The organism is Mediterranea sp. ET5 (genome assembly GCF_023337025.1).
Taxonomy (GTDB): domain Bacteria; phylum Bacteroidota; class Bacteroidia; order Bacteroidales; family Bacteroidaceae; genus Phocaeicola_A.
In genome coordinates this window covers 199,966-224,817 of sequence record NZ_JAMBLN010000001.1, presented here as the reverse complement: position 1 = coordinate 224,817, position 24,852 = coordinate 199,966, and the positions used below count along the sequence as shown (strand labels likewise).

23 protein-coding genes and 1 tRNA gene are annotated in these 24,852 nt (G+C 50.9%); 16 read left to right on the top strand and 8 right to left on the bottom strand.

Translation table 11 applies throughout. The features are described from left to right. Positions 1-26 precede the first annotated feature (26 nt). Positions 27-380: a MerR family transcriptional regulator gene (locus M3087_RS00930; RefSeq protein WP_022383828.1), complete on the top strand. Its 354-nt coding sequence runs from the start codon at positions 27-29 to the stop codon at positions 378-380. 149 nt (positions 381-529) lie between these two features. Here M3087_RS00930 and M3087_RS00925 read toward each other — a convergent pair whose 3' ends face one another. The 5 genes from M3087_RS00925 to M3087_RS00905 are packed head-to-tail and all read right to left on the bottom strand — an operon-like array spanning position 530 to position 6,545. Beyond that, positions 530-2,785, bottom strand: coding sequence for a RelA/SpoT family protein (locus tag M3087_RS00925; protein WP_249093069.1), 2,256 nt, complete (start codon positions 2,783-2,785; stop codon positions 530-532). A 25-nt stretch (positions 2,786-2,810) separates the two neighbouring features. Then, complete coding sequence (locus M3087_RS00920) at positions 2,811-4,067, bottom strand: lytic transglycosylase domain-containing protein (protein ID WP_249093067.1); 1,257 nt, start codon at positions 4,065-4,067, stop codon at positions 2,811-2,813. 8 nt (positions 4,068-4,075) lie between these two features. Next, positions 4,076-4,864, bottom strand: a complete 789-nt coding sequence (locus M3087_RS00915) for a DUF5683 domain-containing protein (protein ID WP_234395763.1) — start codon at positions 4,862-4,864, stop codon at positions 4,076-4,078. Between the two features lie 9 nt (positions 4,865-4,873). Further along, positions 4,874-5,770, bottom strand: coding sequence for a ParB/RepB/Spo0J family partition protein (locus M3087_RS00910; RefSeq protein WP_022383824.1), 897 nt, complete (start codon positions 5,768-5,770; stop codon positions 4,874-4,876). 7 nt (positions 5,771-5,777) lie between these two features. After that, on the bottom strand, positions 5,778-6,545 hold the full coding sequence (locus tag M3087_RS00905; RefSeq protein ID WP_106485211.1) for a ParA family protein: 768 nt from the start codon (positions 6,543-6,545) through the stop codon (positions 5,778-5,780). A 179-nt stretch (positions 6,546-6,724) separates the two neighbouring features. Between M3087_RS00905 and surE the strand changes: the two genes are divergently transcribed. The 6 genes from surE to M3087_RS00875 all read left to right on the top strand — a co-directional run bounded on the left by surE (position 6,725) and on the right by M3087_RS00875 (position 13,774). Next, positions 6,725-7,495: a 5'/3'-nucleotidase SurE gene (gene surE / locus M3087_RS00900; protein WP_249093065.1), complete on the top strand. Its 771-nt coding sequence runs from the start codon at positions 6,725-6,727 to the stop codon at positions 7,493-7,495. Between the two features lie 3 nt (positions 7,496-7,498). Then, entirely contained in the window at positions 7,499-8,638 is a 1,140-nt protein-coding gene (gene lpxB / locus M3087_RS00895; protein WP_249093063.1) for a lipid-A-disaccharide synthase, read from the top strand. Positions 8,639-8,734: 96 nt separating this feature from the next. Then, entirely contained in the window at positions 8,735-9,505 is a 771-nt protein-coding gene (locus M3087_RS00890) for an amidohydrolase (protein WP_249093237.1), read from the top strand. Between the two features lie 140 nt (positions 9,506-9,645). After that, a complete protein-coding gene (locus M3087_RS00885; RefSeq protein WP_249093061.1) occupies positions 9,646-11,157 on the top strand; it encodes an NAD(P)H-hydrate dehydratase in 1,512 nt (503 codons plus the stop codon). 36 nt (positions 11,158-11,193) lie between these two features. Continuing rightward, positions 11,194-12,255 carry a DUF4831 family protein gene (locus tag M3087_RS00880; protein WP_249093059.1) on the top strand — a complete coding sequence of 354 codons (1,062 nt, stop codon included), beginning with the start codon at positions 11,194-11,196 and terminating at the stop codon, positions 12,253-12,255. A gap of 1,150 nt (positions 12,256-13,405) precedes the next feature. Next, positions 13,406-13,774 (top strand): hypothetical protein, encoded by a 369-nt coding sequence (locus M3087_RS00875; RefSeq protein WP_249093058.1) that lies wholly within the window; start codon positions 13,406-13,408, stop codon positions 13,772-13,774. Here M3087_RS00875 and M3087_RS00870 read toward each other — a convergent pair. Next, positions 13,771-14,040, bottom strand: a complete 270-nt coding sequence (locus M3087_RS00870; RefSeq protein ID WP_249093057.1) for a hypothetical protein — start codon at positions 14,038-14,040, stop codon at positions 13,771-13,773. The genes M3087_RS00875 and M3087_RS00870 overlap by 4 nt on opposite strands. Positions 14,041-14,094: 54 nt before the next feature. Here M3087_RS00870 and M3087_RS00865 point away from each other — a divergent pair, with 54 nt between their 5' ends. Beyond that, positions 14,095-14,448, top strand: coding sequence for a hypothetical protein (locus M3087_RS00865; RefSeq protein WP_249093055.1), 354 nt, complete (start codon positions 14,095-14,097; stop codon positions 14,446-14,448). Between the two features lie 302 nt (positions 14,449-14,750). Continuing rightward, positions 14,751-14,948 carry a hypothetical protein gene (locus tag M3087_RS00860; protein ID WP_249093053.1) on the top strand — a complete coding sequence of 66 codons (198 nt, stop codon included), beginning with the start codon at positions 14,751-14,753 and terminating at the stop codon, positions 14,946-14,948. 75 nt (positions 14,949-15,023) lie between these two features. Here the strand turns inward: M3087_RS00860 and M3087_RS00855 are convergent. Next, a tRNA-Thr gene (locus M3087_RS00855) sits at positions 15,024-15,097 on the bottom strand. A 365-nt stretch (positions 15,098-15,462) separates the two neighbouring features. Here M3087_RS00855 and M3087_RS00850 point away from each other — a divergent pair. Genes M3087_RS00850 through M3087_RS00830 form a run of 5 tightly spaced genes read left to right on the top strand, consistent with a single transcriptional unit; the run spans position 15,463 to position 18,707 of the window. Further along, positions 15,463-15,954, top strand: coding sequence for a DUF4199 domain-containing protein (locus M3087_RS00850; RefSeq protein WP_249093051.1), 492 nt, complete (start codon positions 15,463-15,465; stop codon positions 15,952-15,954). A 42-nt stretch (positions 15,955-15,996) separates the two neighbouring features. Beyond that, complete coding sequence (locus M3087_RS00845; RefSeq protein ID WP_249093049.1) at positions 15,997-16,950, top strand: glycosyltransferase family 2 protein; 954 nt, start codon at positions 15,997-15,999, stop codon at positions 16,948-16,950. An 8-nt stretch (positions 16,951-16,958) separates the two neighbouring features. Continuing rightward, a complete protein-coding gene (locus tag M3087_RS00840; RefSeq protein ID WP_249093048.1) occupies positions 16,959-17,429 on the top strand; it encodes a DUF6452 family protein in 471 nt (156 codons plus the stop codon). After that, positions 17,395-18,138: a DUF6048 family protein gene (locus tag M3087_RS00835; RefSeq protein WP_249093045.1), complete on the top strand. Its 744-nt coding sequence runs from the start codon at positions 17,395-17,397 to the stop codon at positions 18,136-18,138. Before M3087_RS00840 ends, M3087_RS00835 begins: the two co-directional genes overlap by 35 nt. Further along, complete coding sequence (locus tag M3087_RS00830; protein WP_022383410.1) at positions 18,135-18,707, top strand: manganese efflux pump MntP family protein; 573 nt, start codon at positions 18,135-18,137, stop codon at positions 18,705-18,707. Before M3087_RS00835 ends, M3087_RS00830 begins: the two co-directional genes overlap by 4 nt. Before the next feature lie 93 nt (positions 18,708-18,800). Here M3087_RS00830 and M3087_RS00825 read toward each other — a convergent pair whose 3' ends face one another. After that, on the bottom strand, positions 18,801-20,114 hold the full coding sequence (locus M3087_RS00825; protein ID WP_249093043.1) for an NAD(P)-dependent oxidoreductase: 1,314 nt from the start codon (positions 20,112-20,114) through the stop codon (positions 18,801-18,803). A gap of 978 nt (positions 20,115-21,092) precedes the next feature. On the opposite strand from M3087_RS00825, the gene glmS reads away from it, so the two are divergent. Further along, entirely contained in the window at positions 21,093-22,937 is a 1,845-nt protein-coding gene (gene glmS / locus M3087_RS00820; RefSeq protein ID WP_022383412.1) for a glutamine--fructose-6-phosphate transaminase (isomerizing), read from the top strand. Positions 22,938-22,953: 16 nt separating this feature from the next. Then, a complete protein-coding gene (locus tag M3087_RS00815) occupies positions 22,954-24,840 on the top strand; it encodes a hypothetical protein (protein ID WP_022383413.1) in 1,887 nt (628 codons plus the stop codon). Positions 24,841-24,852: the final 12 nt, after the last annotated feature.

Here is a 24,852-nt window from a genome sequence, read left to right as displayed (position 1 = left end):
TTACAGGGAAGTAGAAACGTATTATTATGGCATACAAGGAAAACAAGAATTTGAAGCTGTATTACTCCATCGGGGAGGTCGCTGCCATGTTCAAAGTGTCAGAGACGTTGTTGCGCTATTGGGAGAAAGAGTTCCCGACACTCATTACGCCTCGGAAAAGCGGAAGGCAAATCCGGCAATATACGGAGGAGAACATCGAGCAGGTACGTTTGATTTACCATCTGGTGAAGGAGAAAGGCATGACCTTGCAGGGGGCACGTCAGATGTTGAAGACCAACCGGACCGCTACCGTGCAGACCATGGAGGTGATCAACCGTCTGAAAGCCATCCGGGAGGAGCTGATGACCCTGAAGCAGGAGCTGGACCAGACCATCTACTGATACGGCATCCGGAATATGGAGAGCCTTCGGACTCTCTCAACCGAAGAGGCACAAAGACACAGGGAAACGACGTGGACAGCAGGACTGTCGTTCCGGGCTGTGTCTTTGTGCCTCTTCGGTTAATGGGTATGCACCGGTCGTGTCTGTCGTCAGACGCGGGTGACCGATTGGATGTTCTTCACCTGACGCAGGGAGTTGCAGAGGGTCTTCACATCTTCCACATCGAAGACGTAAAGCTCGATTTGTCCTTCAAAGATACCCTCGTTGCTCTCGATGCACAGTTTGTGGATGTTCACATTGAGCTGCCGTGAAATGATTTGGGTGATTTCGTTGATGAGACCCAGGTCGTCGATACCCTTTACCTGGATGGTTGCGGCAAATGCCATGGTCCGGCGTGTATGCCATTCGGCAGCGAGGATGCGGTTTCCCTGGCTGCTCTTGAGCTTGGCAGCAATGGGGCACTGGCGTTTGTGGATGACAATCTGGTCATTCTCATTCAAGAATCCCAAGACATCATCACCCGGTATGGGCTTGCAGCACTTGGCGAGGATGAAGTCCTTGCCTACGCCTGCTTCGGTCAGGATGACAGGCTTCTTCTTGTCAATGCCGGTGGCAGGTGCCGGTTCATTGGCAGGGGGAAGTTGGGGCGTTTCTTTCGTTTTGCTGCGGTTGAAGGGGAAGATGTACTTGGTATACTTCTTCCAATTGTTGTTGCCTTTGTCCTTCAGGATGTTCCGGTCTTCTTCATTCAGAACGAGCGTCTTCTGTCCCAGTGCGGCGAGGAAGTTCTCACGGGTCATCTGGTGAAGGGCCAACAGTTTGTCTACATTGATGCTGATCGGCTCAATCTCCTCCTTCTTGAAGAATTCGGCAAGGACATCTTCGCCCAGCTTCTGTGCCTGACGCTGTTCCCGTTTCAGGATGGCAAGAATCTTGGCCTTAGCCTTGGCTGTCGATACGAAGTTCACCCACGAGGGTTGGATACGCTGTGCTTTCGAAGTCAGGATTTCCACCTGGTCGCCACTCTGCAGCCGGTGGCTCAGCGGAACCAGTTTATGGTTCACCTTGGCACCGATACAATGGCTGCCCAGGAAGGTATGGATGGAGAAGGCGAAGTCCAGTGCCGTACAGTTGGCAGGCATCGTCTTGATTTCCCCTTTCGGCGTAAAGACGAAGATTTCAGAAGCAAAGAGGTTCAGCTTGATGGTGTCGAGCAAGTCCATGGAGTCGGGTTGGGGGTCATCAAGGATTTCCTTGATGGTGTGCAGCCACTTCTCCAGTTCGCCTTCGTCTTCGCTGCCTCCCCCTTCCTTGTATTTCCAGTGTGCGGCAAAGCCCTGTTCGGCAACGTCGTCCATGCGTTGGCTGCGGATTTGCACCTCGATCCATTGTCCGCGGTTGCTCATCAGTGTGACGTGCAGTGCTTGGTAACCGTTGGCCTTCGGGTGGTTCACCCAGTCGCGCAGGCGGTCAGGGTGTGGCTTGTATATCTTCGAGAGGGCGACGTAGATGTTGAAGCATTCATTGAGTTCTTCCGCCATCGACTTGGGCTTGAATATGATGCGGACGGCCAGGATGTCGTAGATTTCCTCAAAGGTGATGTGTTTGGTCTGCATCTTGTTCCAGATCGAGTAGGGGGACTTGATGCGTGCCTTGATTTCATATTCCAATCCCATCTTGTCGAGTTGTGCGCGAATGGGGTCGGTAAACTCCTTGAACACTTCATCGCGGCTGGCTTGTGTCTCGGCCAGTTTGTCGTTGATCTGGTTGTACTCTTCCGGGTGTTCGTACTTGAAGCTCAGGTCTTCCAGCTCGGTCTTGATTTTGTTCAGTCCGAGGCGGTTGGCAAGCGGTGCATAGATGTAGAGCGTCTCGCCGGCAATCTTGTACTGCTTGTTGGGCAGCATGGACCCCAGGGTACGCATGTTGTGCAGACGGTCGGCAATCTTGATGAGGATGACACGGATGTCGTCTGACATGGTGAGGAGGAGCTTCTTGAAGTTCTCTGCCTGTGCCGAGGCGCGGTCTCCGAAAATACCTCCGGAGATTTTGGTCAGTCCGTCCACAATCTGTGCGATTTTGGGACCGAACAGGTTGGCAATATCCTCCACGGTGTAGTCCGTGTCCTCCACCACGTCGTGGAGAAGAGCCGAACAGATGGAGGTAGAGCCCAGTCCGATTTCAGTACAAACGATTTTCGCTACGGCGATGGGATGCAGGATGTAAGGCTCGCCCGAGCGTCGTTTGACTCCTTTGTGTGCCTGTTTGGCAAAGTTGAACGCTTTGGTGATGATCTCGACTTTCTTGCGGTGCTTGGTCGCAAGATAGCAGTTCAGAAGATCCTGAAAAGCAGCATTAATCAGTTCTTCTTCTTGCATCTCTTTGGTTTGTACATGGTCTTCCATAATCGTCAAAATGTGAATTTAAGGTTTAACGGACTCTGATGGACTTGCCGGCCGTGATGCGGTTACCACGGATGCCGTTCAAGCTTCTCAGGCGACGGACGCTTGTCCCGAACTTTTCGGCAATCTCCGAGAGGGTATCGCCGCGTCGTATCTTGTAATATTTGGCACCTGCCGTACTGGCGGTTGCCCGTGCTGCCGGTTGTTGGACGGCTACTTGTCTGCGTTTGGTGAACAGCTCGTCTGCCCGGTGGGTGTAGACAGAGTCTTTTGCGTCGATGAAGGCTGTCAGGGCTGCATGCGGAAGTCGCAGGATGCAGTCGCCGCTGTTGCCCGGTATAATCTCAGTCTTGTATTGCGGATTCAGTGCATGCAGCGATTCCAGGTCGATGTTGCACAAGTCGGATATCTGTTGGAAATGCAGCTCGCGGTTGATGTGTATGGTATCTGTCGCCAAGGGCAGTTGCGTGTCCATCGGGCAGATGTTATGGTCACAGTAATAGTTCATGATGTAGTTGGCTGCAATGAAGGCAGGCACATATCCTCGTGTCTCTTTCGGCAGGTAGTTGTAGATGCTCCAGTAGTCCCGGGCGCCATTGGCACGGTGAATGGCTTTGTTGACAGTACCCGGACCGCAGTTGTAGGCAGCAATGACCAGGTTCCAGTCTTGGAAAGCCTCGTAAAGGTCGTTCAGGTAACGTGCGGCAGCATACGTAGCCTTGATGGGGTCGCGGCGTTCGTCGATGAGGCTGTTGGTCTCAAGTCCGTAAATCTTTCCCGTACCCAGCATGAATTGCCAGAGTCCGGTCGCTCCCTGCCTGGATACGGCGGTCGGGTTGAGTGCCGACTCGATGATGGGCAGGTATTTCAGCTCATAGGGGAGGTTGTACAAGTCGAGTGCCTGTTCGAAGATAGGCATATAGAAATTGGAGGCTCCCAGCATGTAAGACACCGATTTGCGCAGGCGTCCGCTGTACATGTCGATGAACTTGCGCACAATGTCGTTGTAGGGCATTTCCATGATGGTCGGTATGCGGGACAGGCGGTCGATATAGATGGAATCCGGATAGGTCGGGTTCACATCTTCGTAGTTGCAGTCTTCGGGAGAGATTGACAGGTAATTCTTTGCATGCCAATTGGACAGCAGGCTGTCGATCGACAGCGTCATGTTTTCCGGAATGTCGATTTCTTCCACATTGCCGGATGGCGAGGTGACGGCGATGCTTTGCTGTGCATGCAGGTTCAGTGATGTGATAAACAGGACAAGGATAAATATCTTTTTCATATAGCAAGTTAAAATCTTAATCGGCATTGCAGGCCCACTGAAGAGTTCTTGTCGATGCTCAACTGTCGGCTGTAGTTCTTACTGAAAAGGTTGTTATTGTTGTTTATGATAGTCGGTTCCACTTTCAGGCTGATGTCTTTCGAAATGTCAAAGTTCGACAGCTCGGCGTCCACGTAGGCGTCAATCACCGATAGGGCGTAGACGGCAATGAAACAGAAAATGCTCAGGTCGCGGTAGCGGCGGTAGTAATCCTTCTTCCGTTTGAAGATATTCTCGAATTGCGATTCATTGCCTTCAATCTTGTAGTTGGGTGGAAGAAAGTCCTTGTAGCTGTCGGTGTTCGGGTCATCATCCATCAGGTCCAGATAGGCCTGTGAATAGTCTGAATACATCTGGTTGTTCCACGTCAGGGCGTAGGCACATCCCACAAATCCGCCATAGACAATCGGTAGTTTCCAATACTTGCGATTATAAATCTGTCCTCCTCCCGGGATGAGCAGAGCCAGCCAGGTAGCCCGTTTGGGGTCGGGCATCCACCGCTTCTTTACCGGTTCGGGAGTAGTGGTCTGATGGATGGAATCGCTTCCGGCATAAAGCCTGGCAGTGTCTATGGGAGCTTCCAGGATTTCCAGTTGCCGGTCTTGCAGCATCGTCAGGCTGTCGTTGACCAGGGAGTCTGTCACGAGCGAGTCAGCGACAGCCACCTGTGCACAGGCAGCCGTACGTCCGCCGCATACCAGCAACAGAGTCAGCAACAGGGTTATCCATTGACGATAGGTATGAATCATACGTTTCAAGGCTGATGATTATTCTTGCGGTTTGAGTTTATCGAATATCTCCATGATGCGTTCCAGTTCCTCCTCATTGTTGAAAGGAATGCTGATTTTACCTTTTCCCGATTGGCTGCACGACATCTGTACCTTGGTATGGAAGAAGTCGGACAGGTGGGAGCGCAGGGCATCATATTCTTCCGAAAGTTTGGCGCCACGGGGGGTGATTTTCTTTTCACCGCTCTTGATGCTCTCCCCTTCGCTGAGTGCTTTGACCATTTCTTCGACTTTGCGGACGGAGTAGTGGTGCTTGAGGATTTCTTCGAAAATCTTGATTTGAGTCTTGGGATCTTCCAATGTCAGGAGTGCACGGGCATGTCCCATGTCAATCTCTTTCTTTTGCAGGGCGACCTGAATCGGTGCCGGGAGTTTCAGCAGACGGAGATAGTTCGAGATGGTCGTGCGTTTTTTTCCCACCCGCTGGCTCAAGCGCTCCTGCGTCATTTCGTACTGTTCCAGCAAATGCTGGTAGGCGAGGGCAATCTCCAGAGAGTTCAGGTCTTCGCGCTGGATGTTCTCGATGAGTGCCATCTCCATCACATTTTCGTCATCGGCAGTGCGTATGTAGGCAGGGATGGTTGTCAGGCCTGCCATTTGGGAAGCCCGGAAGCGTCGTTCACCGGCAATGATCTGGTAGGAATCGTCACTGATTTTACGCAAGGTGATAGGCTGTATGATGCCGATTTCAGCAATGGAGTCTGCCAGTTCCTGCAGAGCTTCGGGGTCAAAGTCTCGTCGGGGTTGGTTGGGATTTACTGAAATCTTCGACAGCTCCACTTCGTTGATGGAAGAAGAGCCGCTGGTACGCACTTCCTCCGTAGAGATGAGTGCATCCAGTCCGCGTCCTAAAGCAAATTTCTTATGTACTGCCATGAATTTTCTACTTACTGTTTCGTTTGATTATTTCTTGTGCCAATGCCAGGTAGTTCTTCGAGCCTTTCGAGTCGGCATCATAAAGAATGACCGGGATGCCATGGCTGGGCGCTTCGCTCAACGTGACGTTGCGTTGGATGACGGTCTTGAATACCAGTTCCTGAAAGTGGTTCTTCACCTCTTCATACACTTGGTTCGCTGAACGCAGGCGCGAGTCGTACATCGTGAGCAGGAACCCTTCAATGTCCAGTGCCGGGTTCAGTTTCGACTTGATGATTTTGATGGTGTTGAGCAACTTGCTGATTCCTTCGAGTGCAAAATACTCACACTGTACCGGAATGATTACCGAGTCAGCTGCCGTTAAGGCATTGATGGTGATAAGTCCCAGTGACGGTGAGCAGTCGATGAGGATATAGTCATACATCTCTTTCATCGGAGCCAACAGCTTTTTCATTACTTTCTCACGGTCGTCCAGCTGAATCATTTCAATCTCGGCACCTACGAGGTCGATATGTGAAGGTACGATGTCCAACCCTTCGATGTCAGTCGTGTAAATGGCTTCACGAATATCCTGTTGGTTCACCAGGCATTCGTAGATAGAACAGTCAACTTCCTTTAAATCCACCCCCAGTCCCGATGAGGCATTTGCCTGGGGGTCGGCATCAATCACCAGCACGCTTTTCTCAAGTGTGGCCAATGATGCAGCCAGATTAATCGTAGTTGTAGTCTTACCAACGCCACCTTTCTGGTTGGCTAAAGCAATAATCTTTCCCATTTGTATCATTTTACTAGTTCAAGAAGCTTACACTCCTTGAAGTTGCAAATATAGACAATTCTATGTAAAGATGTCTATTTTTTGACAGAGCCTTTCACGCAGATTAAGAAATATTCCTATAAGCTGTTCGCGGGCTGGCTATTTTTCGTACTTTTGCCCGCAAACATAATATATAAGGTATGAAGAATGAATCTCCACTGATATTGGTCTCAAACGATGATGGCGTTACGGCCAAAGGAATCAATGAATTAATACGTATGCTCCGTCCGCTGGGAGAGGTGGTTGTCATGGCACCGGACTCTCCGCGTTCCGGGGCTGCCTGTTCGTTGACCTCGAAGTCTCCGGTGCATTATGCGCTTTATCATCGGGAAGAAGGATTGACAGTTTATGCCTGCTCGGGTACTCCGGTCGACTGTGTCAAGCTCGCCATGCACGATGCGTTGCCGAGGCGTCCGGATGTGGTTATCGGTGGAATTAATCATGGCGATAATTCGGCTGTCAATGTCCACTATTCCGGTACGATGGGAGTAGTGCTCGAGGGATGTATGAAGGGAGTCCCTTCCTTCGGCTTCTCACTGTGCGATCATGACCCTGATGCTGATTTTGCTCCCCTGACAGCCTATGTCCAAGGCATCACAAAGGAAGTCCTGCGGCATGGTTTGCCCGGTGGAGTCTGTCTGAATGTCAATTTCCCATCGGCCCCTTCCTTCCGGGGCGTGAAGGTCTGCCGGCAGACGCGGGGAGGATGGCACAATGAGTGGGCGGATTGTCCGCATCCTTATAAAACACATTATTACTGGTTGACCGGTTCCTTTCAGAGTGACGACGAAGGCGAGGACTCTGATGCCTGGGCGTTGAACAACGGTTACGTCGCCATTACCCCCGTCAAGATTGACGTGACGGCCTACGAGATGATGGAACAAATGAAAGACTGGAATCTGGATATCTAGCTTATGAAGTATTATTTGATTGTCGGCGAGGCATCGGGTGACCTGCATGCATCCAACCTGATGGCAGCCATACGCCAGGAAGACCCGGAGGCGGACTTCCGTTTTTTCGGAGGAGATCTGATGACGGCCGTGGGAGGCAAGAGGGTGAAGCATTACCGTGAATTGGCATACATGGGCTTTATCCCGGTACTACTCCATTTGCCTGCCATTTTTGCCAATATGCGTCTGTGTAAAGAGGATATCGTACAGTGGCATCCCGACGTGGTGATTCTGGTGGACTATCCCGGCTTTAATCTGGGCATTGCCAAGTTTGTCAGGGCGAAGACTCGGATTCCCGTGTTCTATTATATCTCCCCTAAAATCTGGGCGTGGAAGACGTATCGCATCAAGAATATCAAGCGGGATGTGGACGAGCTCTTTTCCATTCTTCCTTTTGAAGTGGATTTTTATCGGAAGTATGACTATCCCATTCACTATGTGGGCAATCCGTGTGTGGATGCTGTGGCTAAATTCCGGGAAACCGCTTCGGAGACACGGGCAGAGTTTCTGCATGCCAACGGACTTGACCCTTCGCGTCCCATTATCGCCCTGCTGGCAGGCAGCCGCAAGCAGGAAATCAAGGACAACCTGCCCGACATGATACGTGCGGCTTCGGCTTTCCCGGAGTATCAGATGGTACTGGCAGGTGCGCCCGGTATTGACCCCTTCTATTACGGTGAGTTCATTCAGGGAACACCGGTAAAGGTCGTTTACGGGCAGACCTATCCGCTCCTTGCCAATGCCCATGTGGCACTGGTTACTTCGGGGACAGCGACGCTGGAGACCGCTTTGTTCCGTGTGCCTCAGGTGGTGTGTTACCATACGCCCATCGGCAAGGTCATCTCTTTCTTGCGGCGGCATGTCTTGAAGGTGAAATACATTTCGCTGGTCAATCTGATTGCCGGCAGGGAGGTGGTACGCGAGCTGGTGGCGGATACCATGACTGTGGAGAACATGCAGCGTGAACTGAGGCGTTTGCTCGATGGAGACGAACGCCGGAAGATGTTGGATGAATACGACCGTATTATCAATCTTTTAGGTGCTCCGGGCGCTTCGGAGAAGGCAGCGCGGCAGATGCTCGATGTGTTGCGCGGGCGTAGTTGAGATATTCCCTTAGTCACTGAATATGGATTGATTGATATGAGTACGATGGAATTTGAAAGGCATGATGGCATCAGGACAGACGAGCCCCGGAACCAGCTGCGGGCAACGGTGTTGCAGACCGATATCACCTGGTGTCATGCTGCGGCCAATCGAGAACACTTGGAATTGCTTTTGAGAGACGCTCCGTCAAGCGATATCTATCTGCTCCCTGAGATGTTTGCTACCGGGTTCTGCATGCAGCCCGGTCTTCCGGGAGTGGCCGCTACGGCGGAGGATACCTTGGAATGGATGCGCCGGTGGGCTGTCCGGCTGGATGCAGCCTTGGCAGGCAGTCTGCCGGTGGAAGCGGACGGCAGGTTCTACAACCGGTTCTTCTTCGTGACGCCTCACTCCGTGGAGGCTTATGACAAACGCCATTTGTTTACGTATGGTGGAGAGGATAAGGTTTATGCCCCGGGACAGAAACGGGTTGTCGTGGAGTTCCGCGGATGGCGTTTCCTGCTTCAGGTATGTTATGACTTGCGTTTCCCTGTCTTTGCACGAAACCGCGGTGATTATGAGGTAGCCCTCTATGTGGCAAACTGGCCGGTGCCGCGAATCCGGGTCTGGGATGCGTTGCTGGATGCACGTGCCTTGGAAAACCAATGTTATGTGCTGGCATCCAATCGGGTGGGACGCGACCCCGTTGCCGCCTATGACGGACATAGCCGGGTGATTGATCCGTATGGCAAAGTCATCGCATCCTGTGTAGACGGACAGGAAGGATTTGCTACGGCGGTGCTTGACCGGGAGCGGCTGGAGGCATTCCGGCGGAAATTTCCGGTCCTGGAGGATGGAGATGCCTTCACATTCGAAGAAAACGGATAGATGCCTTGCCGCTTGTCACCTGCGCTTTGGATTTGCGGAAGTAAATTCGAAACAGTTTCTAATTTTGTACTGAAAAAGGAAGACGGTATAAGGCTAAAATAGTAATTTTACACCCCAAACAGACTAAAGACCCTATAAAAGTGAAAATACTGACTAATTCTCAAATCAAGGAATGGGATCAATATACCATCGAACAGGAGCCCATTGCATCCATTGACCTTATGGAACGTGCAGCACAAGCCATTACAGCTGCCATCGCCCGCCGGTGGTACAACATCACACCGGTAAAAGTGTTTGCCGGACCGGGGAACAACGGAGGTGATGCGCTTGCCGTGGCACGCATGCTCTCGGAAAAGGGATATGCCGTAGAGGCTTACTTGTTCAATACCACCGGACATCTGTCGGACGACTGCACCACCAACCGTGACCTGTTGCAGATGTGCGACAACGTGAAGTTTGAAGAGGTTACCAAGAACTTTGACCCTCCCCGGCTTTCCGAGGGGGACATCGTGATTGACGGATTGTTTGGTTCGGGACTCAACAAGCCGCTGAGCGGAGGTTTTGCCGCCGTGGTGAATTACATCAATCAGTCACCTGCCAAGGTGGTCTCCATTGATATCCCTTCAGGACTGATGTGCGAGGATAATACATACAACCAGCGTACGTTCATTATCCGTGCGGATCTGACGCTGACTATCGGACAGATCAAGCTTTCCTTCCTCTTCTCGGAGAATGAGGAACTGTTGGGAGATGTGGAGGTGCTTGACATTGGTTTGTTGCCCGGTTTCCTGAAAGAGGCACAGACCCCTTTCCATATCCTTGAAAAGGATGAAGTGGCTTCCCTCTTGCGTCCACGCGGACGGTTCTCCCACAAAGGGGATTACGGTCATGCGCTGCTTATTGCCGGGAAGTTCGGTATGGCAGGAGCTTCCATTCTGGCTGCCCGTGCCTGCCTGCGCAGTGGGGTGGGGCTGTTGACGGTCCATGTTCCCTTGCGTAACAATGACATTGTGCAGACGAGTGTGCCTGAAGCCATGATCGATCACGATTATAGCGACGAGTGCTTCACGACGGCTACGGAAGCAGATTCTTACGAGGCGGTCGGGGTAGGTCCGGGACTCGGAAAGGCTATGGAGACAGCTGAGGCTCTGATTGAGCAGCTTCAGATAACCTCCACACCGATGGTGCTTGATGCCGATGCACTCAACATCCTTTCGCTCAACCATTCCTGGATGTCACAAGTGCCGAAAGGCAGTATCCTCACCCCGCATCCGAAAGAGCTGGAACGGCTGGTCGGTACGTGCAGTGATACGTATGAACGATTGACGAAGGCGAAGGAGCTGGCTGCAGCCCATCAGGTGTATATCGTGGTGAAAGGAGCCTGGACGGCAATCGTCACTCCCGAAGGAGAGGTCGTTTTCAATCCGACGGGCAATCCCGGTATGGCTACCGGAGGAAGCGGCGATGTGTTGACGGGCATTTTGCTTGCCTTGCTGGCGCAGGGATATGATTCGTTTGATGCTTGCCGGTTGGGTGTATACGTACACGGTCTTGCCGGAGACCTGGCTGCCGAGGCAGAAAGTCAGATTGCCATGACTGCCGGAAGTCTGGTCGACCATCTGCCGGAAGCATGGAAGCAGCTTGAACGATGAAACGATTCTTTAAAAACCATTCTAAGCCATAATGATATGAAAACAGGATTATTTGCTTTTGCATTGCTTTTGTCTCTGTCGGCAAGTGCGCAGACGCGTGTCAGTGGCTATGCTCCGGGACAAAATGAGGAAGGAGTGACCTACTTCTTGCCCCAGACCACCCTCAGCATTACGGTGGTGGCGGAGAAGACAGTGTTTACCTCCGGCGACTTTTGTCGCTATGCTGAGAAATACCTGCGTCTGACAGGCGTTTCCGCACAGGCGTATGAGCAATGGAAAATAAAGGAAGTCAAGGTAGTCCCGGTGGGGACTCCCGATAAGGACCAGGCTTATACCATCGAGTTGAAAGACAAGACCGTTGCCCCGTTGGTGGAGCTGACGCCTGACGGCATTCTGAAAGCGATAAACACGCACAATACGTTGGCTGAGGGCTCGGGTGAAGAGCCTGCTTCGGAGACTCCGCAAGCTCCGGTGAATCCGCGTGATTACATGACCGAGGAGATACTCATGGCTGGTTCTACCGCCAAGATGGCGGAGCTGACTGCCAAGGAAATCTATAACATACGCGAAAGCAAGAACAGCTTGACGCGGGGACAGGCTGACTACATGCCTACGGATGGAGAATCCTTGAAAATCATGCTTGCCAACCTGAATCGTCAGGAAACTGCCCTGCTGCAGCTCTTTGAAGGAACGACCGTGACGGAGACGAAGAAGTTTAACCTGACGCTTCTCCCGACCGGGAATATAGACAAGGAGGTGCTGTTCCGTTTTTCAAAGCGTCTGGGGGTTGTGGGTGCAAACAACCTGGCAGGCGAGCCTGTGTATGTATCTTTGGAAAATAGAAATACGGTTCCCATGGCGTCTCCGGAGGAAAAGGCGAAGAAGAAGCTGGAAGGGGTGGTCTACAATGTCCCTGGAAAAGCTCATGTCACGGTGTTCCAGGGAAAAGAGAAATACTATGAAGGTGAGCTGCCTTTTGCGCAGTTCGGCAATCGTGAAATCTTGAGCAAGAAGCTCTTTGACAAGAAGACCACTACCCAGGTCATGTTCGACCCGACTACCGGTGGGGTGCTTAAGATTACTGCTGACGAAAATTAAACCCAAATCGGTCATTTGACCGTTGGGTTAAAAGCATAACACAAAGGCGTTGAAGGGGCAGGGAGAAGATGTATTTTATCCATTTTGTCCATTCGTTAATTTCACTCTGTATCTTCACACCTTTGTGTATCTTTTTATTGGTTCCGTCTCCGGCAGTCCTTTTCTGAAGTTTGACACATGGAGGGGATAATTCTCATTTTGCTTGCAGAAAGTCTTCTTCTGACTTTTTCTGCTGACTCTCGCTTTTCGAACTCTTGGTAATCCGATATTGAATTGCTAATTTCGTTTAACAGAAACCTCAACATTCCCCTGATATTTTAGAAAACTATACATTTTATTTCCATGTTATGGGCAAAACGTGCCCGGAATATTCTTCTTTCGTACGCCCGATTTGGAAAATTGCTGCGGGATTTTGGGGAGTTTCCTGCTTTCAACCCTGCTGTTTTGCGATGAAAAGTCTCTCGGATGAGGCGTTCGAGTGGGTTGTTTTGAGTTTCCTTCTCTGGAAGGAGGAGCTTGCAGAATAGTTGGATGGTGACATCAAGTGTGAAATTCCGGATGGTCAGGGGCAGTATGTGAGTCTTAGAGCTGAAAGCATACCATTGTGACGTTATCCAGTCTGAATGTTTGTCAATGCGTATGTTGCAAACTGTCTGAAAAAGCCTTTGGAATGTATCAATCCGGAGTTTGCCGTAGGACAGTCGCTGCTAAGGGGCTTCATTTGACAATTTGTCAATAGCTCTAAAACTTCAAGGCTATCCTTGACTTGTGGACTGATACATCAAATTGCATCTGCACGTAGGAACTTATTTCTTGTTCATGTTGTTTCTTCTTTTCTTTCTCATCTTGTTCCGATGGTGGCATATAAGGAAAGTGTTAATTATAATACCTACCAGTATTATGATAACCTCCCCCCAACCGTACATGCTGATGCTAAATACAACTATTAAGATTATCCAAAGTACACATCCGATAGGCATACTTACTATTTAGATTTTAATATTTGACAAAAGTTCTAATGGCCGCAAATATAGTAGTCCGGTCCGTCTCTTACATATAATTTGACTTGTTTTTTTATTTGGATTATATTCTTCTTAGCAAACTGGAATAGGGTATAAAATTTGCACAAGTTGAGCCCTGGGCTGCCGCGATGCTGGAGGGCACGGAGAAGGATGCAGGAGTAAAAAAAGAAAGCCCGACCATAGCCGGGTTGCTGGGATACGCGCTGGGCTGTGTCGGGATGCGGTTGGATGACTTTGAGCGGATGACCCCCGACGAGTTCAGCGCGGTCTGTGAGGCGCATGCCAAGACCCGGGAGGCAGACAGCCGCGAGTCGTGGGAACAGACGCGGGCACTGGCATACACGCTGAGCGGCCCGTACATGAAGCACAAGACCACGGTGCAGCGGTTCTGGCCGTTGCCCTGGGATGAGAAGAAGGAAAAGCGGGGTGCTGACCGGGTAGTGATGAGCCGAGAGGAGCAGAAGCGACGCTTCGAGGAACTGGCTAAACGGGTTTAGTGCTTCGCTTTGCCGTTTTGCTTCTGCAGGCGGCGTTGCTCCCTGGCACGTTTCTTTTCCGCCCAACGTTCCTCAATCTCTTTGACCTCCCAGTCTTCTTTGAGGTCGCGGGGGTCTATGGATACGAGAAGCCATCCTATAGAACCGACTATAAAGGAGGCGAGGCCACAATTAAATAGAGCGTCGGTGCTCTGAATGAAAAAGATAGAGAAAAGCAGTATTAAGCTTATCAAAACGAGAAAATAACCGAGTTCAATAGTTCTCATGGGGTTAAAGGTTTTGGTTTGTCGCAAACATAAGAAATAAAAATCGAAAAAGCAATGTCTAAAGACGTAAAATTTAATATCAAGCTTTCCATCGACGGGAAAGAACACATCGTCGAGGCGACGACCGACGTGAAACGGCTCTCGCAAGAGCTAGGTATTGCCGAAACGGCAGAAAAGAGATTCAGGGATCAACTCTTCAAGCTCAATGGTGTAGCAACGGTATTTCAAAATCTATCATCCGGGCTTCAGCAGCTTACAGGGGTGGCGCAGTCGTACATCAACGTCAACACCGTACAAGTCGAGGCAGAAACAAAGCTCATGACGGTAATGAAGCAGCGCATGAACGCCACGGACGACGAGATTCAGCTGTTCGGTGGCCGGTTGCTGAGTGAGTGGAAAAAGTATTAAGACGAAGATACATCGGAAAACTAATCTTGAATTTACCGATGGAGTTTCAAGATAAATAGTACATTTGCAATGTAATCAATGAGAGGTTACGACGGACAAGTCCCGATGCCGAGAAAAGAAGGGAAATAACCCGACAAATCTTAAAATTATGAGCTGGACACTTGTAATCAAGATTTGGAAAGTAAGAACGCTGATCATTACGGTACGGTTCTTCTAATCCAAGAGAAGGGTTGCGAAAGCATTAAAGGCCGCAAGACCGTCCTTCCACTTGTCGGGTTATTGGGAGCAAAAGTAGTAAAATCATGGAGAAAGAGCAAGACAAACGTGCAAATTGGGGCGGTTCTCGTCCCGGTTCGGGCCGCAAACGGAAGACTGCCAAGCGTTACGGCTTCAACGCCGACGAGCATGTGGCGGCTATCTTGGAACAAGTGCCCGACAAGACGGCATTCATCACTGAGGCTATTCTGCTGCTCGCCGCCAAGCATGGCATGAAGGGGTGATGTGTAATCTTGACGTCATGCCGCTGGAACGGATATAAAAAAGAGAATGTTCTTTCAACGAACATTCTCTTGGAGAGCCTCTTGTCGGATTCGAACCAACGACCCCGAGATTACAAATCACGTGCTCTGGCCAACTGAGCTAAAGAGGCAGGTGGGTAAGCTAACTATATCGCGCCGCTACAACCAACTACCTTTGCTGCGATCAAGCCCTGGAGGATTCGAAGGGAGCTGGCCGTATAGGACTTACCCGGCTGCAAAGGTAGATATTTTTTCTAATACAACAAGTGTTTATGTAACATTTTCTACAAGGAAATTACACATGCCTTGATTGTCAGACACTTTGTAAACGACCTCGGATTTACTTTTGTATGGGAGGACCGGACGGAGGAAGAGGGGCGAGGTTTTGTCAGGGATAAGTTTTTGTTGCTTGATGAAAAAGTACTATTTTTGCACGCACACATGATAGATTGAAGACTAAATGGCATCACAACGAAACAATTTGCAGCAAACAGCCATGCTTTATGGGACATACATGGGTCTTTTCTGGATCCTGAAGTTTGCCTTGCTTCCCCTCGGACTGGTCTTTTCCCCCCTTGCTTTGCTGTTCCTCCTGTTGACATGTGCCGTACCGGTCATCGTGTTTCTCATGTCCCGTTCGTTCGGTCGCCAATGTGAGGGCGATTATCCTTTTTTCTCCGCGTTGGTATTTGCCTTTCAGATTTATCTCTTCGCATCCCTGCTGACGGCTGTAGGACACTACCTCTATTTCCAGTTCCTTGATAACGGTTTCATATACACGCGTGTGGCAGCACAGTTGGAACTTGTCAAAGACGAATCTGCCATGCAGGCTCAGATGACGCAAATCAAACATGCGCTCGATGTGTTTTATGAACTGACTCCCATCCAACTTGCCATGCAACTTTTATCACAAAACATATTTTACGGCATCCTCTTGTCCCTGCCTACTGCCTTGCTCACCATGCGTCGGAAAGCCGTGGGGCGTTAGGAAGGGATGGACCGTGTCAAAACGAAATCGAACTACTAGATTATGGATATATCCGTTGTCGTTCCTCTCTACAATGAGGAGGAATCGTTGCCTGAACTGTTCGCCTGGATTGAACGGGTGATGGCAGCTCATCATTTTACGTATGAGGTCATTTTTGTCAATGACGGAAGTACCGACCGTTCCTGGGAAGTCATCGAGCGTCTGCGTGCGGAATCGCCTTGTGTGAAAGGTATCAAGTTCCGCCGGAACTATGGAAAGTCGCCGGCGTTGTTCTGTGGGTTCCGTAAGGCGGAAGGCGATGTGGTCATCACCATGGACGCTGATTTGCAGGATAGTCCCGACGAGATTCCTGAGCTCTACCGCATGATTACGGAAGAGGGTTACGACCTGGTGTCGGGATACAAGAAGAAACGTTACGACCCCTTGTCGAAAACGATTCCGACAAAGCTTTTCAATGCGACGGCGCGGGCTGTCTCGCGCATACATAACCTGCACGACTTCAACTGTGGACTGAAAGCCTATCGGCGTGAGGTGGTGAAGAACATCGAGGTCTATGGCGAGATGCACCGCTACATCCCTTACCTGGCAAAGAATGCAGGCTTCTCCAAAATTGGGGAAAAGGTTGTGCACCATCAGGCACGTAAGTTCGGCAAGACCAAGTTTGGAGGACTCAACCGTTTCTTCAACGGCTATCTGGACCTGCTCCTGCTATGGTTCCTGTCAAAGTTCGGTGTGAAGCCGATGCACATGTTCGGCTTTCTCGGGTCGATAGTTTTCCTGTTGGGCTTTATTTCCTGTGCCGTCCTGGGATTCAACAAGCTTTATGCCATGTACAGCGGGCAGCCCTATCGTCTGGTTACCGACTCGCCCTATTTCTATTTCGCCATCACGGCGATGATTATCGGGACACAACTGTTCCTGGCGGGCTTTGTCGGTGAACTGGTGACACGCAATGCCCCTGAACGCAATAACTATAAGGTGGAAAAAGAAATCTGATGAAAGGTATGAAAGCATCTGCACTACATGGACTGACCTTCGGACTGTTGCTCCTTCTTGCCGGAGCGTGCAATGACACCGACTGCACGGTCAGCAATACGGCCTATGTGAATTACGGACTTTACAATGGCAACGGGGTGGCAGTCGCCTTTACCGAGCCTGTGACGGTCACGACGACGGGAGTGGATTCCGTGCTTATCAATCAGGAAAGCAACATGCAGCTGATGCAGCTCCCTTTGAGCTATACGAACACGGAAGACACGTTCATCGTTCATCTCAGCGAAACGCTGTTCGACACTATTTACGTCACTCACCAGAACATCCCACACTTCATTTCGATGGAGTGCGGTACAGGCATGTATCACCACATCGATGCCGTACGGTGTGCACATCGCATCTTCGATTCCATCACGATTGTCAATCCCGATGTAACTTATGACACGAATGAACATATCAAAGTATATCTTCCTAACAATTAGTCTACTGTTTCCCCTTTCCCTGTGGGCACAGAAACCGGTAGTCGACACGTCCGGAGCTTCGCAGACGAAGCAGGAGGTGCGCAAGGCTGTGGCGGCTTCTAGGGAAGGTGAAGAGAAAAAGCCGTTCTTACAAGGTATTGGCATCTCGACCGACCTGGTAGGAGTGGGCAACAAGCTGTTCGGTGGCACGTATATCAGCGGCGAGGTAGCTGCCGAGGTCAATCTGCTCAACCGGTACATGCCTATCGTGGAAGTAGGCTTCGGCAGCAGTGACATGGTGGACGAGGACAAGGAGATTGCCTACAAGACCAGTGCACCCTATTTCCGCGTCGGCATGAACTACAACTTCATGCACAAGAAGGACACCTACAGCATCATTTACGGAGGATTGCGTTACGGGTTCTCCTCGTTCAGTTTCGACATCAGTGCACCCGACTTACAGGACCCTGTGTGGGGAGGCAGCGTGCCGTTCCATTACGAAGGCCTTTCCTGCACGGCACAGTGGCTGGAACTGGTGGCAGGCATCCGTGCCCAGGTATGGAAAAATCTGCACATGGGTTGGTCCGTCCGTTACAAACGGCTGTTAAGCTCGACCGAGCATCCCAATGCCGAGCCTCACTACATTCCCGGTTACGGAGTGAAAGACGATGTGTTGTTCGGTTTCTCCTATAACATCATTTATTATTTACCGTTGAACAAGAAGCGATGACCTATTTCGAATTGTGGTTACTTGCCGTTGGCCTTGCGATGGACTGTCTGACCGTCTCCATAGCCAGCGGCATCATTTTGAAACGTATTTACTGGCGGACAATCATCTTGACCTCTTTTTCTTTCGGGCTGTTTCAGGCCTTCATGCCTTTCCTGGGCTGGGTGGCGACAGCCCGTTTCAGCGGACTGGTGGAGCAGTGTGACCACTGGATAGCCTTCACACTCCTGGCTTTTCTGGGTGGAAAGATGATTTACGAGAGCTTCAAGCCCGAGGAAGAGAAGCATTTCAATCCCAACAGCCTGAAGGTGACCCTGGCTCTGTCGGTGGCAACCAGCATCGATGCCCTGGCAGTAGGCATCTCCTTCTCCTGCATCGGCTATCGTGTCCTGGCCGACATTTGGCAACCTGTAACAATTATTGGCCTGGTCTCTTTGGTCCTTGCCTTTGCCGGATTCATGATCGGCATCTTTGCCGGCAAACGTTTCCACTTCCCGGTGGAACGTCTGGGTGGAATCCTGCTGATAGGCATCGGACTGAAGATTCTCTATACCCACTTGTATGGGGGATAGAAACCCCCACACACAGAAAAGAGGATGCCCCCGCAGCGGGAAGCATCCTCTTTCTCAAAATAGATATTATGTATAAGTAGGTACGTTGGTTGTTCAGCTCTCCAGTAACTTGATGGCGTCGACGTATTGTTCGATGCCGGCAGCCACCTGTTTGGCAGCTTTCATGGCAAGCACGACCGTCTGGGGGTGGTGGACCACATCGCCGCCGGCGAACACACCTTTGCGGGTGGTCATACCGAAGGGACGGTCTTTGACGATGATGTATCCCGCCTCGTCAACATCGATACCCGTTGTGGTTGACACGATGCGGTTGGCAGGGCGTGAGCCGATGGCGAGGTAGATACGGTCGAACGGGATAATTTGTTCGCCTTGAGGGGTCGTGGCGCGGATAGCCTTCACGTGGCCTTCCTCGTCGCCGATGAACTCCTGCGTAGAGGTCTCCCACAGGAATTTCACCCCTTCCTTGACTGCCTCCTGGTATTCACTCTGGATGGCGGGCATGTCCGCTTCCGTCCGGTGGTAGATGACACTGACGCTGGCGGCACCCATGCGGACTGCCGTGCGGGCAGCATCCATGGCAACGTTGCCGCAGCCGATGACACCCACATGCTCTCCGGCAATCAACGGTACGCGGTCGCGGCTGATGGTATTCTGGTTATAGATGCTCACCATGTGAAGCAGGTAGGACGACTGTACGACGCCACGCAGCCTGGCACCCGGGATGTCCAGCGACTTGGGGAGGGCGGTACCGGTCCCGATGAAGATGGCATCGAATCCTTTGGCAAACATTTCGTCGACAGTGATGTCCTTGCCCACCATGCAATTCAGTTCAAACGAGACGCCCAGTGCCTCGATTTTTTCAATCTCCTTGCGTACGACGGCTTTCGGCAGACGGTATTCGGGAATGCCGTACATCAGGACACCGCCGGCTTCCTCCTGTCCGTCAAAAATCGTCACGTTGAAGCCGTGGCGTGCCAAGTCTCCGGCAACGGTCAGTCCGGCAGGTCCTGAACCGATGACAGCCACCTTGCCACGGGTCTTTTGAGGCAAGCGTTCACGGATCAGATTCATTTCAGTATCAAAGTCGGCGATGAAGCGCTCCAGCTTGCCGACCTGGATGCCTTTACCTTTGGCATAGAGCACGCAGTGGCCCTGGCACTGTTTTTCATGGGGGCACACACGTCCGCAGATAGCAGGAAGGTTGCTTCTCTCGTTGATGATGCTCATGGCAGCTCCCATATTACCCATGGAGAGCTGATGGATGAATCCCGGGATGTCGTGTTCAATCGGGCATCCCTTCTTGCACAACGGATTCTTGCAGTTCAGACAGCGTTTGGCTTCCGCTATTGCTTCGCTGATGGTGTAACTTTCATTTATTTCTTGAAAGGTCTTGTCTGTTGTTGTCATAATATAAACTATAACCTTTATTTTGTAATCTCGACTTTGCAAAAGTACTGCTTTTTTGCATACCTGTATTACTTTTCCATGAAAAAATCATAACTTATTACTCTTTTTTTGCCATTCTTTTTCTTAATTCAGCAAAAGTTCTGGATAAACAGCCGGTCGCTCTTCAATCCCAATCACGGTCCGGCGCTGTATCAGGGGCAAGCTCTTTAGGTTGAAGGTGTTTGTGGAATGCCTTACGTTTCGTTTCATGCTCTGCAAGCACGGTGTAAGCAAAACAGTCTGTTTGTTTGACAGAATCGTTTAAAATATACTTTTCAGCTAACGCATACTTTGGAGGAATCGGGAAAAGTAGGTTCTTTTAAGAATATTCATGCGGAAATCGTTGCATGGTTATTCCATTCGGTGGGGTAAAACGAATGTTTATGCAGCAGAACACATGTGTTTCACTCGTGAAACAAGATCGTTAACACTCCCAAACAATATTGTTTCACGAGTCAAACAATATTGTTTGGCATGCCGAACACAAGTGTTTGACGAGTAAATGTAAGGAATCTTCTTTCCTTTAACAATTGAGCCTTCTGCTTAACATTCATTCACCTCCAGTTTGTGTGCCAGGATGATGATTTTCCAACTATTACTTTGCCTGGTTCTGCTTCGGATGACAGGGCATAAGAATCTCAATCTTTCGGCTAATCCATCCTGAAGATATGCTTTACGCCAAAAGAACGACAAAATGTATTTTACGAATCGCCTGAGAATGCTTTCTTTGCAAGCAAACCAGTCCTTGGGGCTGAAAACGGGCACTGTGGAGCGGTTCGTTTGACGTTTTGACAGAATGACAGGAAGAGGGGCGGCTGGAACTTGTGGAAGTGCCGACCTGCGGAAGTGGAATTAATTATTAAATAATTTCGTACGTTTGCCGGATATATAGGGGGAATATTGTATCTTTGCGCAAATATTAATGAATGAAATTAAGTTATGTGTGGAATCGTAGGCTATATCGGTAAGAGAGATGCTTACCCTGTCCTCGTGAAAGGTTTGAAACGGCTGGAGTACAGAGGTTACGACAGCGCAGGGATGGCATTAATCAACGGTCAAGACCAATTAAACGTATATAAAACCAAAGGAAGAGTTTCTGATTTAGAGCACTTTGTTGAGGATAAGGATACCTCAGGCAGCATCGGCATAGCCCACACCCGTTGGGCAACACACGGCGAACCCTCCCAAGTGAACGCCCACCCTCATTATTCTTCATCGGGCAATCTGGCATTGATTCATAACGGCATTATCGAGAACTACGCGACGTTGAAGGAACGGCTTCAGCAGAAGGGTGTTACCTTCCTGAGCAATACCGACACGGAAGTGCTGGTGCAGCTGATTGAGTATGTCCAGCTCTCCAACAAGCTCGATTTGCTGACCGCCCTGCAGCTGGCCCTGCATGAGGTGATTGGAGCGTATGCCATTGCGTTGCTCGACCGTCGTCAGCCTGACACCATTCTGGTGGCACGGAAGAGCAGTCCGCTGGTGGTGGGAATCGGGCAGGATGAATTCTTCTTTGGTTCCGACGCCACACCGATTGTCGAATACACGGACAAGGTGGTTTATCTGGAGGACAACGAGATTGCTGTCATGCGTCGCGGTCAGGAACTGAAAGTGGTTGACCTGGATAATGTGAAGATGAAGCCGGAGGTGCAGACCATCGAAATGAACCTCGGACAGCTGGAGAAGGGTGGTTATCCGCATTTCATGCTGAAGGAAATTTTCGAACAGCCTGACTGCATCAACGACTGCATGCGCGGTCGCGTCAATGTCGAATCGACCAACGTGGCCTTGTCGGCTGTCATTGACCATAAGGAACGTCTGCTGAACGCCCGCCGCTTCATCATTGTGGCTTGCGGTACCTCCTGGCATGCAGGACTGATTGGCAAGCAGCTGATCGAGAGTCTGTGCCGCATCCCGGTGGAAGTGGAATATGCTTCCGAGTTCCGTTACCGCAACCCGGTCATCTCGTCGGAGGATGTGGTGATTGCCATCTCCCAGTCGGGCGAAACGGCCGATACGCTGGCAGCAGTCCAGCTGGCGAAGGAGCGGGGTGCATTTATATACGGTATATGTAATGTGGTGGGTTCTTCCATAGCCCGTGCCACACACACCGGCTCGTATATCCACGTCGGTCCGGAAATCGGGGTGGCTTCGACGAAGGCCTTTACCGGACAGGTCACCGTGCTGACCATGCTGGCACTGGCACTGGCGAAGGAGAAAGGAGCCATCCAGGATTCACAGTTCCTTGAAATCGTGCAGGAACTGAACCTCGTGCCTGCCAAGATGAAGCAGGTCCTGTCGAAGAACCAGGCGATTGCAGAGCTGTCGCGCATCTTCACCTATGCACACAACTTCCTCTATCTCGGACGCGGATACAACTATCCCGTGGCGCTGGAGGGAGCCCTGAAGCTGAAGGAAATATCCTACATACACGCGGAAGGTTATCCTGCCGCCGAGATGAAGCATGGTCCGATTGCCCTTATTGACACGGAGATGCCGGTGGTCGTGGTGGCAACGAAGAACGCCATGTATGAGAAAATCATCAGTAACATCCAGGAGATAAAGGCGCGGAAAGGCAAGGTGATTGCATTGGTGTCGGAGGGCGATACGGAGATAGCTGCCATCGCAGACGACTGCATCGAAATCCCGAAAATCATCGAGTGCCTCGAACCGCTGATTACCACCATCCCCTTGCAGCTGCTAGCCTACCACATTGCCGTCTGCAAGGGGAAGGATGTCGACCAGCCGCGTAACCTGGCTAAATCGGTCACCGTAGAATAATTCAAACACAATACAAATGGAACAGCTGAAACATGAATGTGGTGTCGTCATGATACGTTTGCTCAAACCGTTGAGCTACTACCAGGAGAAATATGGTACGTGGATGTACGGTTTGAACAAACTCTATCTGATGATGGAGAAACAACACAACCGCGGACAAGAGGGAGCGGGTCTGGCTTGCGTGAAACAGAAGGCCGAACCCGGCGAAGAATATATGTTTCGAGAGCGGGCTTTGGGCACGGGGGCGATTACGGAGATATTCGCGTCCGTCCAAAGTCATTTCAAGGATTTGACCCCCGAACAGTTGCACGATGCCGACTATGCGCAGCGCTATCTGCCTTTTGCCGGGGAAACCTATATGGGCCACTTGAGGTATTCGACTACCGGTAAAAGTGGTCTTTCTTATGTCCACCCGTTCCTTCGCCGGAACAACTGGCGGGCAAAGAACCTGTTGCTCTGCGGAAACTTCAACCTGACGAATGTCGATGAAATATTTGCCCGTCTCACAGCCGACGGACAGCATCCCCGCATCTATTCCGACACTTACATCATGCTTGAGCAGGTCGGCCACCGGCTCGACCGGGAAGTGGAGCGGCTCTACCAGCAATACAAGGCGGAAGGACGGACCGGACTCGACCTGACGCATGCCATCGAGGACCACATCGACCTGACGAATGTCATCCGTACGTCAAGCAAGGAGTGGGATGGAGGTTATGTCATTTGCGGACTGACAGGCAGCGGCGAGTCGTTTGCCCTGCGTGACCCGTGGGGAATCCGTCCGGCTTTCTGGTACAAGGACGATGAAATCATTGTCCTGGCTTCCGAACGTCCGGTAATCCAGACAGCCCTGAACGTCCCGGTAGAGGAAGTCCACGAGCTGCGTCCCGGACAGGCGGTGCTGGTCAACAAGCGGGGAGAGATGCGCGTGGAGCAGATCAACCAGCCCAAGGAAGAGAAGCAATGTACGTTTGAGCGCATCTATTTTAGCCGGGGCAGCGACAAGGACATCTACAACGAACGCAAGGAACTGGGTCGCCGTCTCGTAGACCCTATTCTGAAAGCGGTCAACTATGATGTGGAACACACCGTGTTCTCCTACATCCCCAACACGGCGGAGGTCGCCTTCTACGGTATGCTCGACGGTTTTGATACCTATCTGAACCATCTCAAGATAAAGGAAATCGAGGCTTTGGGGCACCGTCCGACACGGAGTGAGCTGGATCGCATACTTTCCATGCGCATTCGGAGCGAGAAAGTTGCCATAAAAGACATAAAATTGCGTACCTTTATAGCCGAAGGCAACAGCCGCAATGATTTGGCTGCCCACGTCTATGACATCACCTACGGCAGTCTAGTGCCTTATCAGGACAATCTGGTGATTATCGATGACAGCATCGTGCGCGGAACAACCCTGAAACAGAGTATCATAAAGATTCTTGACCGGTTGCACCCAAAGAAGATTGTCATCGTCTCGTCATCGCCTCAGGTGCGTTATCCGGACTACTACGGCATCGACATGGCAAAGATGAGCGAGTTCATTGCCTTCCGTGCGGCGATGGAACTGCTGGAAGACCGTGGCATGCGCGACGTCATCGAACGTGCTTACAAGAAGTCGAAGGTACAGGAACATCTGCCGAAAGAAAAGATGGTGAACTATGTCAAGGAAATCTATGAGCCGTTCACCGATGAGGAAATCTCGAACAAGATGGTGGAGATGCTGACCAAGGGCGAAGGCATTCATGCCAAGGTGGAGATTGTCTATCAGACACTGGAAGGACTGCATGCAGCCTGTCCCGACCATACCGGGGACTGGTACTTCAGCGGTGACTATCCGACACCCGGCGGTGTGCGCCAGCTCAACCAGGCCTTCATCAATTATATTGAAAAAGTATATCAGTTCTAATTAAGAATAATA

Bases quoted from the DNA above. Each gene is read 5' to 3' on its own strand.
- M3087_RS00930 (WP_022383828.1), top strand. From the start codon at position 27: ATGGCATACAAGGAAAACAAGAATTTGAAGCTGTATTACTCCATCGGG.
- M3087_RS00925 (WP_249093069.1), bottom strand. From the start codon at position 2,785: ATGGAAGACCATGTACAAACCAAAGAGATGCAAGAAGAAGAACTGATT.
- M3087_RS00920 (WP_249093067.1), bottom strand. From the start codon at position 4,067: ATGAAAAAGATATTTATCCTTGTCCTGTTTATCACATCACTGAACCTG.
- M3087_RS00910 (WP_022383824.1), bottom strand. From the start codon at position 5,770: ATGGCAGTACATAAGAAATTTGCTTTAGGACGCGGACTGGATGCACTC.
- M3087_RS00905 (WP_106485211.1), bottom strand. From the start codon at position 6,545: ATGGGAAAGATTATTGCTTTAGCCAACCAGAAAGGTGGCGTTGGTAAG.
- surE (WP_249093065.1), top strand. From the start codon at position 6,725: ATGAAGAATGAATCTCCACTGATATTGGTCTCAAACGATGATGGCGTT.
- lpxB (WP_249093063.1), top strand. From the start codon at position 7,499: ATGAAGTATTATTTGATTGTCGGCGAGGCATCGGGTGACCTGCATGCA.
- M3087_RS00880 (WP_249093059.1), top strand. From the start codon at position 11,194: ATGAAAACAGGATTATTTGCTTTTGCATTGCTTTTGTCTCTGTCGGCA.
- M3087_RS00875 (WP_249093058.1), top strand. From the start codon at position 13,406: ATGCTGGAGGGCACGGAGAAGGATGCAGGAGTAAAAAAAGAAAGCCCG.
- M3087_RS00870 (WP_249093057.1), bottom strand. From the start codon at position 14,040: ATGAGAACTATTGAACTCGGTTATTTTCTCGTTTTGATAAGCTTAATA.
- M3087_RS00865 (WP_249093055.1), top strand. From the start codon at position 14,095: ATGTCTAAAGACGTAAAATTTAATATCAAGCTTTCCATCGACGGGAAA.
- M3087_RS00860 (WP_249093053.1), top strand. From the start codon at position 14,751: ATGGAGAAAGAGCAAGACAAACGTGCAAATTGGGGCGGTTCTCGTCCC.
- M3087_RS00850 (WP_249093051.1), top strand. From the start codon at position 15,463: ATGCTTTATGGGACATACATGGGTCTTTTCTGGATCCTGAAGTTTGCC.
- M3087_RS00845 (WP_249093049.1), top strand. From the start codon at position 15,997: ATGGATATATCCGTTGTCGTTCCTCTCTACAATGAGGAGGAATCGTTG.
- M3087_RS00840 (WP_249093048.1), top strand. From the start codon at position 16,959: ATGAAAGCATCTGCACTACATGGACTGACCTTCGGACTGTTGCTCCTT.
- M3087_RS00835 (WP_249093045.1), top strand. From the start codon at position 17,395: ATGAACATATCAAAGTATATCTTCCTAACAATTAGTCTACTGTTTCCC.
- M3087_RS00830 (WP_022383410.1), top strand. From the start codon at position 18,135: ATGACCTATTTCGAATTGTGGTTACTTGCCGTTGGCCTTGCGATGGAC.
- M3087_RS00825 (WP_249093043.1), bottom strand. From the start codon at position 20,114: ATGACAACAACAGACAAGACCTTTCAAGAAATAAATGAAAGTTACACC.
- glmS (WP_022383412.1), top strand. From the start codon at position 21,093: ATGTGTGGAATCGTAGGCTATATCGGTAAGAGAGATGCTTACCCTGTC.
- M3087_RS00815 (WP_022383413.1), top strand. From the start codon at position 22,954: ATGGAACAGCTGAAACATGAATGTGGTGTCGTCATGATACGTTTGCTC.